Source organism: Glutamicibacter sp. NPDC088483, from assembly GCF_044753145.1.
In the GTDB taxonomy this organism is placed as follows: domain Bacteria; phylum Actinomycetota; class Actinomycetes; order Actinomycetales; family Micrococcaceae; genus Glutamicibacter.
Genome location: NZ_JBIVMP010000005.1, coordinates 92,302 through 105,348, shown reverse-complemented (window position 1 = coordinate 105,348; position 13,047 = coordinate 92,302). Strand labels below are relative to the sequence as shown.

Below are 13,047 nucleotides of genomic sequence, written 5' to 3'. Positions count from 1 at the left end.
CGGCAAATGGTGTCTTCCGCCCCACAGCGGAAGGCACCTTTTTCATGCCTGCAGTTCCCTGCTCAGCAGCATCTGTTCGTGCCCGAACCCGCGCTGGAGCATGATGTGGCGCCGGCAGCGGCGGCAATGGAAGTATTCAACAATCCCGGCGGAAGTCCGATGGCTGGATCCGATCTCCCAGCAGTGCTCATGGACATCGGTTTCCTGCCCGGAATCAACGGCTTGGCTGTGCTGTGCAATAGTCATGGCTCCAGCATGATGTAATGCTCTTATGCAACTCAACCCTTACGGAGAATATGCGGTGCTCCTCGCTGCATCTCTGGCCAATGACTGGCCATCGGACCGCGACGGCATCGAACAACGCACCCGGCAGAGCGGCATGACCATGCCTTTTCCGCGGTTCGCCTCGGACTATGCCCAAACGCGCGCGGTAGTGGATGACTGGCTGGACATCGTTGATGCGCCGTCCGATCCCGAGCGGGCGCTGCTGCTGAATTTGCAGGCGGCTCGCGCTTCGGCCTATCCACGCCTGGTGGACCACGATGGGGAGGGTTGGCACCTGCACTATCGCGATGACGGCCAGAGCATGCCCCAGGTGCTGCGCTCGGTCTTCTGCGTGGGCACGGCATTGCACCTGACCACCAGGGGCATGCACCGGCTGCGGCGCTGCGAGGCCGCACCGTGCGGCCACGTGGTTGTGGACGTGACACGCAACGGGCGCCAGCGTTTCTGCTCGGTGCGTTGCGCCAATCGCGCGGCCGTCAGGCGGCACCGCGAACGGCAGGCGTAGCTGCCGGGGCTGATTCATGCCAGGCCGGAACCATGGCGTGGCGGCGCACGGCGGGAGGCCGGGCTGGCTTGGCTAGGATATGGATGTGACTTCAGCTATCCGTTCCGCGCGCCGCGCGGATATTCCCAGTGCGTCCTCTACTTTGGCCGAGGCGTTTGCGTTCTACCCCTGGACACGGTGGAGCATTCCAGCCGATCGCTACCTGGAGCGCTTGGAACGCCTTCAAGCCGTCTACCTTTCCCACGCTCTGGAGCATGGAGTCGTCCTGGTCAGCGAGGACCTCGACGGTGTCGCTGCGCTCCTGCCACCAAGTTGTCCAGAGCCTGGCTTGGGCATGCAGGAAGAGATTTCGCAGCTGATGGGCGATCGCTTGGAGATCGCCTACGGAGCCGACCTGCCACAGCGGCCTGAGAACGCGTGGGACTTTGCCACGCTTGGGGTTGCTGGATCCAGCGTTGGACGGGGTCTTGGTTCGGCACTCATCAGCCGGTGCCTGAACCATATTGCCGCGTCGGACTATCCCGAGGTGTCGCTGGAAACATCCAACGAGAGAAACGTCCGCCTATACGAGCGGCACGGTTTCGAGGTATTGCATCGCACCGCGATAGCAGAGGGACCTGTGGTGTACACCATGGGCGCCAACCTTGGATAACCCAATCCTGCAGGCGTCAAGCGGCCCTTCAGGAATCCCTTGGCTCCCGGCCAGCTAGAACACCAGAATGTTCTCGTGGATCCTGGTCCAGCCCACCTCTTCCAAGTCCGAGAAGTCGCTTCCGGTCCGGACCAGCATCATCCTCGTTCCAGGGGCGCTCACCTCGACGATGGCATCCGCGTCCCCGGCCCCGCCGCATCCGCCAGCTGCGGAGACCTCTCCCTGGCCGAATTTGAACAGGCAAGCCGTTTGCTCATCTGCCGATGCGGTGGCGAAGTAGTCGGCGTTGCCGTGCGTGACCAGAAAACGCACGGATTGCATCCCAAGGTCCTCCAACTGGCTCCTATCCCCCGGCCACTGGTCGGTTCCAGCCGGATCGCGGTCAAGCGCCGGGATGCCGGTTGCGCTGGAACAACCGGCCAAGGCGAGCATTCCAGCAGCCAGCAGCGCACAGAGCGCTTTGCCTCGATTTCCCACGGCAGCCTCCTTGTTTTCCATCTTGTCGATAGCCTAGTTCGCCGGGTGCGCGAAGACTAGGGCAGAGGCCAGCGCTGCCAGCGCACCAGCGAAGAGCAGCGCCCTTTCCCGGCCTCGCCGGCGACAGGGTCCGCAAGCCTCCCTGGGCAGGTTCCACGTTGAGCCAGCGCCAAGGTCCTTTGTAGGATTCCTCCAAAAAATTCACCCTAACACCCTCGTTCTAGGCGATAACTACATATAGTTCCCACAAAAACGATAGGCTCATAGCTGAGAAACCCTATTTTTAAAAGACAAGGTTCATGATGAATCCATTGACGAAGGTGCTTATCGCCAACCGCGGCGAGATTGCAGTGCGTATTATCCGTGCCGCACGCGATGAAGGAATCGAGTCCGTTGCGGTCTATGCCGACTCGGATCGCGATGCCCTGCATGTGCGTCTGGCTGATGAAGCCTACGCGCTGGGCGGGACCACCGCCGCTGAATCGTACCTTCGCATTGAGAAGATCCTGGACGCAGCTGAACGCTCCGGCGCCGACGCGATCCACCCGGGCTACGGCTTCCTCTCGGAGAACGCCGAGTTCGCCCAGGCTGTTATTGACGCGGGCTTGACCTGGATTGGCCCATCGCCAGAGTCCATCGACCAGCTCGGCGACAAGGTCAAGGCCCGCCACATTGCTGAAAAGGTGGGCGCTCCGCTGGTTCCCGGCACCAAGGATCCGGTGGCCTCGGCCGACGAGGTATACGCCTTCGCCGACGAGCACGGACTTCCACTGGCCATCAAGGCTGCCTACGGTGGCGGCGGACGCGGCATCAAGGTGGTCCGCAACCGCGAAGAAATCGGCGAGATGTACGACTCGGCAGTGCGTGAAGCTGTCGCGGCTTTCGGCCGCGGCGAATGCTTCATCGAACGCTTCCTGGATGCACCGCGCCACGTGGAGACCCAGTGCTTGGCCGATATCCACGGCAACGTGGTTGTCGTCTCCACCCGCGACTGCTCGCTGCAGCGCCGCAACCAGAAGCTGGTTGAAGAAGCGCCGGCCCCGTTCTTGAGCGAAGAGCAGACCACCCGGCTGTACGAAGCTTCCAAGGCGATCTTGCGCGAAGCGAAGTACAACGGCGCAGGCACCTGCGAATTCCTGGTAGGCCAGGATGGCGTCATTTCCTTCCTCGAGGTCAATACCCGTCTGCAGGTTGAGCACCCGGTCTCCGAGGAAGTCACCGGCCTGGACTTGGTTCGCGAGCAGTTCCGCATCGCCCGCGGCGAAGAACTGGGCTACACCGACCCGGAGATCCGCGGCCACTCCTTCGAGTTCCGCATCAACGGCGAAGATGCCGGCCGCAACTTCATGCCGACCCCAGGCACCATCTCCAAGATGAACCTGCCATCGGGGCCCGGCGTTCGCGTTGACTCGGGCATCGAGCAGGGCGAAAGCGTTTCAGGGAACTTCGACTCGATGATCTCCAAGCTGATCGTCACCGGCAGCACCCGTGAAGTGGCTGCGGCTCGTGCCCGCCGTGCGCTGGAAGAATTCCAGATCGAGGGCATGGCTACCGTACTGCCATTCCACCGCGCAGTGATGAGCGATCCATCGTTCGTTCCGGCCCAGGGGCCGTTCAAGGTCCACACCCGCTGGATCGAAACCGAATTCGATACCGCCATCGAGCCCCACCCGATGCCTATGGACGGCGAGGACGCAGCCGAAGACGAGCGCACCAGCGTGACCGTTGAGGTGGGCGGCAAACGCCTGGAAGTCACCCTTCCTTCGTCGCTGGGCTCGGTATCCTCCAACGGTACCGAGAAGGCCGCAGGCAAGAAGAAGCGCAAGCCGGGCCGCAAGGCAGCCAGCTCCGCTGGCGCGAACAGCGCAGAACTGCGTTCGCCGATGCAGGGCACCATCGTGAAGGTTGCCGTTGAGAATGGCGAGGCCGTGGCCCAGGGCGATCTGATTGTCGTGCTTGAAGCGATGAAGATGGAGCAGCCAATTACTGCGCACCGTGATGGCGTGGTCAGCGGCTTGGAAGTTGCCCCGGGCGAGACCCTGTCATCGGGCGCCGTCATCGCTTCGATCGAAGAAGCCAAGTAGCACTCGTTGGTATCGCCGCAGGGCCTGGACAGATATGTCCAGGCCCTGCGTCGTTCTGCAACTGGAATCTTCTACTCTGGCACCTGTCCATGTTCTGCCCAGTGCGCAATGGATGCCTTCAGATGACCGGGCATGAGCAGGAACTTCGGTTCAAGCTCTTCCCAGCCAGGCATTTTCGCTTGGCGGCTAGCTGCTTCGTGCGCCGCATCGATCTCCTGCTGCGTATCGAGCCCGCCGCCGTTCTCGCCTACCAGGCTCAGGTGGTAGATCCATGTTGAACCATCGGCTTCCACATGCCTGAATGTTGCTTCCAGCGCTGCCCGTTGTGCCGATAAGGATGCTTCGCATTCCTCGTAGCGCGCATTGAGCATGTCCATCCAGGCGCCAAAGTTCTCATCCTGCCCATCCTTGATCCTTGAACGGCTCAGCTCCAGACGCATGCCTTGCGGCACTGAAGCTGGCATCGCAAAGCCGGGAAAGTCCCGAGGCGTGGGATTGTAGGGAACATGCGGTTCTTTTTCGTCCATGACGTGATGCTTCCAGAATCCACTTGTTTTGTCACTGCTATTCGGATGCTAGAAGTTCCAGCTCGCCAGCCAGTGGATACTGAATAAGGAGGCTGGTTCGGGCTACTGCCGCGCTAGCCAGGCGTCGAAGGTTTCGTGGCCCAACCGGGCGGAACCGCCCGGCAGCAGTCCCCCATCACGCATGGCCTTGCCCATGGGGCCAGGAACAGGCACTTCAACCATCTTTGGAGACCTGCCTTGGGCCTGCAGGTACTTGGCAAAGAGGGCGGGAGCGTATTCTTCTTGCGGCCCAGCAAGGTCTTGCACCACGCCCTGCGCCGGCCCCTCAGCAAGATCCACTAGTGCTGCGGCCACTTCGATGCCCGCGATGGGCTGCATCCGCATTTTCGGCGCCATCTGCACCGGGCCCGCGCCCAGACGCTTGATATTCTGGCCAATGAATTCGTGGAATTGGGTCGTGCGCAGCAGGGTGTAGCCACCGGGAAGCATGTGCAGCATCCGCTCTTGCACGGCTTTGCCCGCGTAATAGCTGGAATCCACTTCGGCCGCTCCGATGATCGAGAGCGCCACGTGGTTCTGCACCCCGGACTCGCGCCCCACGCTGACCAGGTTTGCCGTCGATTGGGTGAAATACCGCATGGATGCAGCAGAGCTGGTGGTGGAAACTCCGGAAACATCGATGACCGATTGGCAGTCAACCAGCCACTGCTTTACCGCGTTGCGGTTCGCCAGGTCGCATCCCATGGACCGTGCGAGCACCACTGGTTCGTGGCCAGCACTCTTGAGTTTTTCGACCACCAGCGTGCCGATAGCGCCGGTGCCTCCCGCAACTGCAATACGCATGAGCGTTCCCTTTCGGTATTGGATATTCCGCGTCCCATGCTTCCATCCCGCGCATCAAGTTGTCAGGGGTTGATGGCCACTTTCAGCTCGTATTCATCCAGGCAGCACGGAAACGGGAAACGGCCCGGCGAATCATCATGGCTTGATGATTCGCCGAGCCGTTCCCTCAGCAAGACTGTCGAACTACTCGACCCACTCTTCCATGTCCATGTCAGAGGTATCGCGCGTCATGAACAGCGCGACCAAGGTCAGTACCGCGCCAAGTGCCAAGTACAGGCCAACGCCGGTGGTGTTGCCCGCACCTGCCTTCCACAGGGCTACAGCCACGAAGGACGCAGGAGCCGCACCGATCACCGAGGACATGTTGTAGGCAACAGCCGAGCCGGTGTAGCGGACATTGGACGGGAACAGCTCAGGCAGATACGCAGCCATTGGACCGAAAGTCAGACCCATCAGGGTGAACCCGATGATCAGCCCGGCCATGGCAGCGCCCTGGCCTGGACCGAAGAACAAGGTCCAGGACAGTCCGAAGACGAAGATGCCCGCGGTAACCCAGATCAGGAACTTGCGGCGGCCGAACTTCTCAGCCAACGGGCCCGAAACCACGGTGAAGATGCCGAAGAAGACGACACCGATGATCAGCATGGTCAAGAAGGTCGGGCGTTCAATGCCCAAGCCCGGAACGAAGCCTGCGGCGTCAAAGGTCTTGCCCTTGGCTTCAGCGGCAGCAGTCGCCTGCTCGACGGTAGCTGGCTGGGTGCCGTAGGTCAGGGTGAAGGAGGTCATCAGGTAGAACAGCACATAGGTTGCCAGCATGATGAAGGTACCGGCCAGGGTTGGGCGCCAGTGCTTCTTCATGGTCACCGCGAACGGCGACTTCACTACCTTCTTCTGGTCCAGGACCTTCTTGAAGGACGCGGATTCAACCAGCTTCAGGCGTACCCACAGGCCGATGATCACCATGACTGCCGAGAAGTAGAACGGAACGCGCCAGCCCCATGCCATGAACTGCTCTGCAGTGCAGAAGGTCTGCAGGGCCACGAACATCAGGTTCGCAATGATGAAGCCGATGGGTGCGCCCAGCTGGGGGAACGTGCCGTAGATGGCGCGCTTGTTCTTCGGCGCATTCTCGGTGGCCAGCAGCGCAGCTCCGGACCATTCGCCGCCCAGCGCCAGGCCCTGGGCGAAGCGCAGCAGCACCAGTGCGGTCGGAGCCAAAACGGTCCAGTTGCCCGCAGCCGGCGGCAGGAAGCCGATCAGGAAAGTGGCAATGCCCATCAGCAGCAGTGAGGCCACCAGGGTGCCCTTGCGGCCGAGCTTGTCGCCGTAGTGGCCGAAGATGATCGAACCCAGTGGACGAGCCACGAAAGCCACGCCGAAGATCGCGAACGATGAAAGGATCGCGTTGATGGTGGAGGCGTTAGGGAAGAACAACGCCGGGAAAACGAGAACCGACGCGGTGGCGTAGGCGTAGAAGTCGAAGAATTCGACAGTGGTGCCAATCATGCTGGCAAACAGCACGCGACCGCGGGTGTTTTCCTTCGGCGCCACTGCTTGGTTAGCCTGCGACATGGAGGCTGCTCCTTAGAGTGAAAGTACGAGTCAGATGTTCATTTACGTTGCCATAATCGTAAACCTCGGTGACCAGTATTCGGATATTGATGTCCAGCATTTGGACACCAGATGAAATGAAACTGAACTGCAAACAGCAATTCACGGGCCTACTAGCAGGAATATGCGCTTCCACATATTGAGACGTGACCTGAGAAAACAGTTTTTACACTTATATCAGAGTCGGTCGCCAAAGTGAATGGGGTCACAAGAGCTTGTATTACGGCATTAATGGCAAAAGGACGGCATCTCCCTGAATGCAAGGGAAATGCCGCCCTGGAAAAGTTCTTCAGAACCTACCGATGACGGTGCAGGCGACGTGCCGCTTCAGCCAGCGAACCGGACAATGACGGGTAAACGGTGAAGGTCTCAGCCACGTCATCAACATGAAGGCTGTTCTGGACCGCCAGTGCCAGCGAGAAGATCAATTCACTGGCACGCGGAGCGACCACAACACCGCCGATGACGGTGCCCGAGCCCTTGCGGGAAACGATCTTCACGAAGCCCTGGTCCACGTTCATCATCTTGGCGCGAGCGTTGGTGTTCAGATCAACCTTGATGATGTTGGCCTGGTACTTGCCTTCGGCAACCGCACGCTGGGTCACACCCACGGTAGCGATTTCCGGGGAGGTGAAGACGTTGGATGCCACTAGATCCAGGTTCAATGGCTTTACCGAGTCGCCGAGCAGGTGGGCCACGGCGATGCGGCCCTGCATGGCTGCTACCGAAGCCAGGGCGAAGACGCCCGTGCAGTCGCCGGTAGCGTAGATGTTGGTTGCGGTAGTGCGCGAAACGCCATCGACCTTGATGTGGCCCGAGTCGGTCAGCTGCACGCCGGCTTCTTCCAGACCCATGTTGGCGGTATTGGGGATGCCGCCCACTGCAACCAGGCAGTGGCTGCCTTCAAGCACGCGACCGTCCGCCAAGGTGACCAGCACCCTGTCGCCCTGGCGCTCCACGCCCTCGGCGCGAGCCTGGGAAACAACGTTAACGCCGTTGTCCTTGAAAGCATCTTCCAGCACGCCAGCTGCGTCTGCATCCTCGCCGGGCAGCACGCGGTCGCGCGAGGAAACCAGCGTGACCTTGGCACCGAGCAAGTTGTACGCCGAAGCGAATTCTGCACCGGTAACGCCGGAGCCTACAACGATCAGGTGCTCAGGCACCTCGTTCATGTTGTAGATCTGGGTCCAGTTGAAGATTCGCTCGCCATCAGGCCTGGCGGTAGGCAGTTCGCGCGGGTGGGCTCCCACGGCAATCAGCATGGCGTCCGCTTCGATTTCCTGCTCGGAACCATCCGGGTGCGATACGGCAACCGTGTGGTCGTCCAGCAAGCGGCCCTCGCCGATCACGATGCGCACGCCAGCGCGTTCGAGGGTGGTGCGGATATCCGAGGACTGCTCCTTGGCAAGGTCCAGCAGGCGGTGGTTCACTACCGAGAAGTCGGTGACGGCCGAGTCGAGGCCGTCAACGTGGACTCCAAAGGTCTCTGCGTGCTTCACCCGGCGCACTGCGTCCGCCGTAGCGATCAGGGTCTTGGAGGGCACGACGTCGGTCAGCACCGCTGAACCGCCCATGCCTGCACGCTCCACGACGGTGACATTGGCGCCCAGCTGGGCCGCACCCATGGCAGCTTCGTAGCCGCCAGGTCCTCCGCCGAGAATAACTAAACGGGTTGCTTCATTCCTACGATCTGCGCTCACATTCACTATTGTTCACCATGCACGGTGATTGCGCACATCGAAGCACGATCCCGGAACGTGATTTTGAATCTGAAGCACTAGTTTCACCTGACAAAGCGCCCCGCTACCGGTAGCGTATTTCCCGTGACTGATATGCAAAATGACCCACAGGTCCTGGCGGCACAAGCTGCCCAGGCAATCGCCGAACAGACCGGCGTCGAAAAACACGACATCGCGGTGGTCCTGGGCTCCGGTTGGGGCCAGGCCGCCGAACTCATCGGCGAAACCACCCACACCCTGGATGCCGCCTCCATTCCAGGCTTCCATGCCCCGGCCGTACCCGGGCACAAGGGCAGCATCTCCTCGATCCTGACGTCCACTGGAAAGCGGGTCCTGGTTCTGGGTGCCCGCACCCATTACTACGAAGGGCGCGGCGTGCGCGCTGTCGTCCACCCCATCCGCACCGCGGCAGCTGCCGGCTGCGAGCAGCTGGTGCTCACCAACGGTTGCGGCGGCCTGAATCCGAACTGGACCCCAGGCACCCCGGTAATGATCTCGGACCACATCAACTTGACTGCCGCCTCCCCTTTGGAGGGCGCGACCTTCGTTGATCTGACCGACCTGTACTCCTCGCGCCTGCGCGAGATTGCCCTCGCAGTTGATCCGACCCTGGATCAGGGCGTGTATGCGCAGTTCACCGGACCGCACTACGAAACCCCGGCCGAAGTCCAGTACGCCAAGGTGATCGGTGCTGATTTGGTCGGCATGTCCACCGCATTGGAAGCAATAGCCGCCCGCCATGCAGGCATGGAGATCTTCGGTATTTCCCTGGTGACCAACCTGGCCGCCGGCATCAGCCCGGTGCCGCTGAGCCACGAGGAAGTCATCGAGGCCGGCCAGGCCGCCGGTCCGCGCATCTCCAAGTTGCTGGCACAGATCATCGCGAAGCTCTAAGCCTCGCATTATCGGCGCAAAGAAGCAGTCAGTGTCCTTCGAAGGGAAATCAGTGAATCACACGCAGAAAATCCAGTTGCTCGATGCGGCGGGCCAATGGGCAGCCCAGGATCCCGATCCGCAAACGCAGGAAGAACTGCAATTACTGATCCAGTGCGTCACCGACGGCGACGCGCTGGCCTTCGAGGACATCGCCGACCGCTTCAGCGGCGTCCTGGAATTCGGCACCGCAGGCCTGCGTGCCGAATTGGGCGCCGGCCCGATGCGCATGAACCGTGTGGTGGTCCTGCGCACCGCTGCGGGCATCGCGCGTTTTCTGGGCGAAAAGGCCAACGGCGGATATGTCCCGAAGGTCGTCATCGGATTCGATGCCCGTTTCAACTCGGATGCCTTCGCCAAGGATTCAGCCGCCGTCTTCGCCGCTGCCGGTTTCGAGGTGCTGCTGATGCCCTCGGCCTTGCCGACCCCGGTGCTGGCTTGGGCCGTTCGTGAATTCAGCGCGGAAGCCGGCGTCATGGTGACCGCCAGCCACAACCCTCCGCGGGACAACGGCTACAAGGTATACGTGGGCGGCAGGATCACCGATGCGTCGGGCCGCGGGGCCCAGATCGTCTCCCCCATCGATGCGCAGATAGCTTCCTTGATTGACCATGACCAGCCAGTGCCGCAGATCCCGCTGGCACAGTCCGGTTGGGAAGTGCTCCCGGCCCCAGGCGAAGAAGGCGATATCGAGGCAGCCTATCTCGCTTCCATCCACCCGATCATCGAAGCTAACCAGCCGCAGGGCCTGGTACGCAAGAATCTGCGAATTGTGGTTTCGGCAATGCACGGCGTGGGTGGCCACACCATGCGCCAAGCCCTGCTGAACGCTGGTTTCGACGACGTGCACATGGTCGTTGAGCAGGAACACCCCGATCCGCTCTTCCCTACCGTGAAGTTCCCTAACCCCGAGGAGCCAGGGGCCATCGACCTGTCGCTGGAACTGGCCCGCACGGTCGGTGCTGATCTGGTCATTGCCAATGACCCCGATGCCGACCGTTGCGCGGCAGCCATCCTCGACGGCGGCAGCTGGCGGATGCTGCGCGGCGATGAGGTAGGTTGGCTGCTGGGAGACCAGGTCTCCAAGACCTTGCCAGAGGGCAAGAAATTGGCCAATTCCATCGTGTCTTCGCGCATGCTGGCAGCCATCGCCAAGGACGCCGGACGCGAGCACGAAGAAACCTTGACCGGATTCAAGTGGATCTCACGCGTTGAGGACCTGGGCTACGGCTACGAAGAAGCCCTGGGCTATTGCGTAGCCCCGGAACTGGTGCGCGACAAAGACGGGATTTCTGCCGGGATCGTCCTGGCCGATCTGGCTGCGCAGTTGAAGGCCTCGGGCAGCTCCATCCCGGACCGCCTGGATGAACTGGCCGCCAAGCATGGCGTGCACGTCACCGACCAGCTGTCCCTGCGCTTCACCGACTTGGCGCAGATCCCGGTGCTCATGGAAAAGATCCGCAAGAACGCTCCGGCCTCGCTGGGCGGCTCCGAGGTTTCCGAGGTGACCGACCTGTCCAGGGGCACCGAGACGCTCCCTGCGACCAACGCCATGGTCTTGCATACATTTTCCGGTGCCCGCGTGATCGTTCGGCCCTCGGGAACGGAACCGAAACTCAAGTGCTACTTGGAAACTATTGAGCCGGTCGATGATCTGGCCGAGGTCCCTGAAGCCCGCAAACGCGCTACCGCGCAGGTCTTGGCAATCAAGGATGAATTGGCAGCTTACCTGAATGCCAACTAGGCTTACCCCTTCGAGACCTTCATTTGAAATGATTGAAATCTTTATTGTTAGAGGAAATGATGACTGAACTAAGCGCCCGCGAGATCGCAAGCTACATCGATCACACCCTGTTGGCTCAGAATGCTTCCCGCGAACAAGTTGTGCAGATCTGCGACGAAGCCAAGAAGTACGGCTTCAAGTCGGTCTGCGTCAACCCGTTGTGGGTTTCCACCGTTTCGCGCGAGCTGGAAGGCTCGGACGTACTGACCTGTTCGGTCATCGGTTTCCCGCTGGGTGCCTCGGCCACCGATACCAAGGTATTCGAAACCAAGCACGCAGTTGCAGACGGTGCCAACGAAATCGACATGGTGATCGACGTTGCCGCCGCCCTGCGTGGCGATCGGGATGCCTTGGTCAACGAGATCTTCGCCATTGCGCAGGCCGCGCATGAAGGTGGAGCCATCTTGAAGGTCATCATCGAAACCTGCTTGCTCACCGAGGAAGCCAAGGTCCTGGCCTGCGAGGCCGCAAAGGCCGCTGGCGCTGATTTCGTCAAGACTTCCACCGGTTTCTCCACCGGCGGCGCGACCGTCGAAGACGTCGAGCTGATGCGCAAGACCGTCGGCCCGGAAATGGGTGTCAAGGCCTCGGGCGGCGTTCGCAGTGTTGAAACCGCGCGGGCCATGATTGCGGCCGGTGCGACCCGGCTAGGTTCTAGCTCAGGAGTTGCTATCCTAGAGGGAGAGCAAAGCGGTTCCAGCTACTAGGAAATCGCACCAATCCGTTTTCCCAAGGAGAAAAAGTGTACTCGAACGGCAAGAACACTGCCCATTCCGGTGAAGGCCGCCTTGTCGGCAATATCGTCAACCTCGTGATCTTCTTCGTGATGTTCTCGGCTGGCGTCTACACCTTGGGCTACTGGACCCTTGAGGTTGCTTGGTGGCCGACCCTGGTCAGCTTCGCTCTGATGTTCTTGGCTTTCGCTATCCCGATGCACCTGATGGGTCGCGCGGAAAAGGCTGAGGATCTGGTTGCGGCAGCTAATGCCCACCAGAATTAATTAGAACTTTTCAAGAGAGGGAAACCCGTGTCCGGGTTTCCCTCTCTTGCGTTTAAGCTTCCTTGCCTCGCTTAGACTGGCCCCATGGAATCATGGGATCAGCGCATCGAAGAGTTCTGGAACTCAGCCAATGGCAAACGCCCTGAACAGTTGCGCACCGAACTGGCACTCCTGGTGCAGGGCAAGGATCCGCAGGATCCGCGGGTGCTCTTCGAGGTCGCGTCCCTGCACGACTACCTAGGGGAAGAAGAACAAGCGGTCGACCCCTACCGGGCGGCACTGGAAGCTGGGCTGGAAGCGCCAAGGCACGATGAAGCGCTGCTCCAGCTAGCCAGCACGCTGCGCAATCTCGGGCAGTACACCCAGTCCATCGAACTGTTGCAGCAGATCACTGCCGATTCACCGATCTTTACCGACGCCCAGGCCTTCCTGGTTCTGGCCTTGCACGATGCCGGGCAATCCACCGAAGCGGTCCAGCTGGCGGTCAGCGCATTAGCGCGCCATGCCTCGCTCTACGCCCGGGCGATCAAGGGCTACGCCGGAGAACTGGCCTCGCCTGCGGCCTCGGGCCAGCGGTAGCAAACGCCGGCCAGCAGCCTGCCGGAAAA

14 protein-coding genes are annotated in these 13,047 nt (G+C 61.1%); 8 read left to right on the top strand and 6 right to left on the bottom strand.

Annotated elements, in window-relative coordinates; genetic code table 11:
• Window positions 1-42: 42 nt before the first annotated feature.
• Window positions 43-246 carry a hypothetical protein gene (locus ACIP6G_RS11635; RefSeq protein WP_146112252.1) on the bottom strand — a complete coding sequence of 68 codons (204 nt, stop codon included), beginning with the start codon at window positions 244-246 and terminating at the stop codon, window positions 43-45.
• A gap of 25 nt (window positions 247-271) precedes the next feature.
• Between ACIP6G_RS11635 and ACIP6G_RS11630 the strand changes: the two genes are divergently transcribed.
• Both ACIP6G_RS11630 and ACIP6G_RS11625 read left to right on the top strand, forming a co-directional pair.
• On the top strand, window positions 272-790 hold the full coding sequence (locus ACIP6G_RS11630; protein WP_105657118.1) for a CGNR zinc finger domain-containing protein: 519 nt from the start codon (window positions 272-274) through the stop codon (window positions 788-790).
• An 85-nt stretch (window positions 791-875) separates the two neighbouring features.
• On the top strand, window positions 876-1,442 hold the full coding sequence (locus ACIP6G_RS11625; RefSeq protein WP_400290185.1) for a GNAT family N-acetyltransferase: 567 nt from the start codon (window positions 876-878) through the stop codon (window positions 1,440-1,442).
• 54 nt (window positions 1,443-1,496) lie between these two features.
• On the opposite strand, the gene ACIP6G_RS11620 is transcribed toward ACIP6G_RS11625, so the two are convergent.
• Window positions 1,497-1,940 (bottom strand): hypothetical protein, encoded by a 444-nt coding sequence (locus ACIP6G_RS11620; protein WP_400290184.1) that lies wholly within the window; start codon window positions 1,938-1,940, stop codon window positions 1,497-1,499.
• Window positions 1,941-2,221: 281 nt separating this feature from the next.
• On the opposite strand from ACIP6G_RS11620, the gene ACIP6G_RS11615 reads away from it, so the two are divergent.
• Window positions 2,222-4,003, top strand: a complete 1,782-nt coding sequence (locus tag ACIP6G_RS11615; protein WP_400290568.1) for an acetyl/propionyl/methylcrotonyl-CoA carboxylase subunit alpha — start codon at window positions 2,222-2,224, stop codon at window positions 4,001-4,003.
• 71 nt (window positions 4,004-4,074) lie between these two features.
• On the opposite strand, the gene ACIP6G_RS11610 is transcribed toward ACIP6G_RS11615, so the two are convergent.
• From ACIP6G_RS11610 to ACIP6G_RS11595, 4 genes are all read right to left on the bottom strand, one after another.
• A complete protein-coding gene (locus ACIP6G_RS11610) occupies window positions 4,075-4,530 on the bottom strand; it encodes a DUF6176 family protein (protein ID WP_400290183.1) in 456 nt (151 codons plus the stop codon).
• Between the two features lie 102 nt (window positions 4,531-4,632).
• Entirely contained in the window at window positions 4,633-5,373 is a 741-nt protein-coding gene (locus ACIP6G_RS11605) for an SDR family oxidoreductase (RefSeq protein WP_400290181.1), read from the bottom strand.
• 183 nt (window positions 5,374-5,556) lie between these two features.
• Complete coding sequence (locus ACIP6G_RS11600; RefSeq protein WP_105657113.1) at window positions 5,557-6,945, bottom strand: MFS transporter; 1,389 nt, start codon at window positions 6,943-6,945, stop codon at window positions 5,557-5,559.
• Window positions 6,946-7,280: 335 nt separating this feature from the next.
• Window positions 7,281-8,690, bottom strand: coding sequence for an NAD(P)H-quinone dehydrogenase (locus ACIP6G_RS11595; RefSeq protein ID WP_332487844.1), 1,410 nt, complete (start codon window positions 8,688-8,690; stop codon window positions 7,281-7,283).
• A gap of 126 nt (window positions 8,691-8,816) precedes the next feature.
• Between ACIP6G_RS11595 and ACIP6G_RS11590 the strand changes: the two genes are divergently transcribed.
• The 5 genes from ACIP6G_RS11590 (at window position 8,817) to ACIP6G_RS11570 (ending at window position 13,018) form a co-directional block, all read left to right on the top strand.
• Entirely contained in the window at window positions 8,817-9,617 is an 801-nt protein-coding gene (locus ACIP6G_RS11590) for a purine-nucleoside phosphorylase (RefSeq protein ID WP_105657112.1), read from the top strand.
• Window positions 9,618-9,669: 52 nt separating this feature from the next.
• Window positions 9,670-11,400 (top strand): phospho-sugar mutase, encoded by a 1,731-nt coding sequence (locus tag ACIP6G_RS11585; protein ID WP_400290180.1) that lies wholly within the window; start codon window positions 9,670-9,672, stop codon window positions 11,398-11,400.
• Between the two features lie 59 nt (window positions 11,401-11,459).
• A complete protein-coding gene (deoC, locus tag ACIP6G_RS11580; protein ID WP_400290567.1) occupies window positions 11,460-12,146 on the top strand; it encodes a deoxyribose-phosphate aldolase in 687 nt (228 codons plus the stop codon).
• Between the two features lie 35 nt (window positions 12,147-12,181).
• Window positions 12,182-12,439: a hypothetical protein gene (locus ACIP6G_RS11575; RefSeq protein ID WP_105657110.1), complete on the top strand. Its 258-nt coding sequence runs from the start codon at window positions 12,182-12,184 to the stop codon at window positions 12,437-12,439.
• Between the two features lie 84 nt (window positions 12,440-12,523).
• Entirely contained in the window at window positions 12,524-13,018 is a 495-nt protein-coding gene (locus tag ACIP6G_RS11570) for a tetratricopeptide repeat protein (RefSeq protein WP_332487848.1), read from the top strand.
• Window positions 13,019-13,047 lie beyond the last annotated feature (29 nt).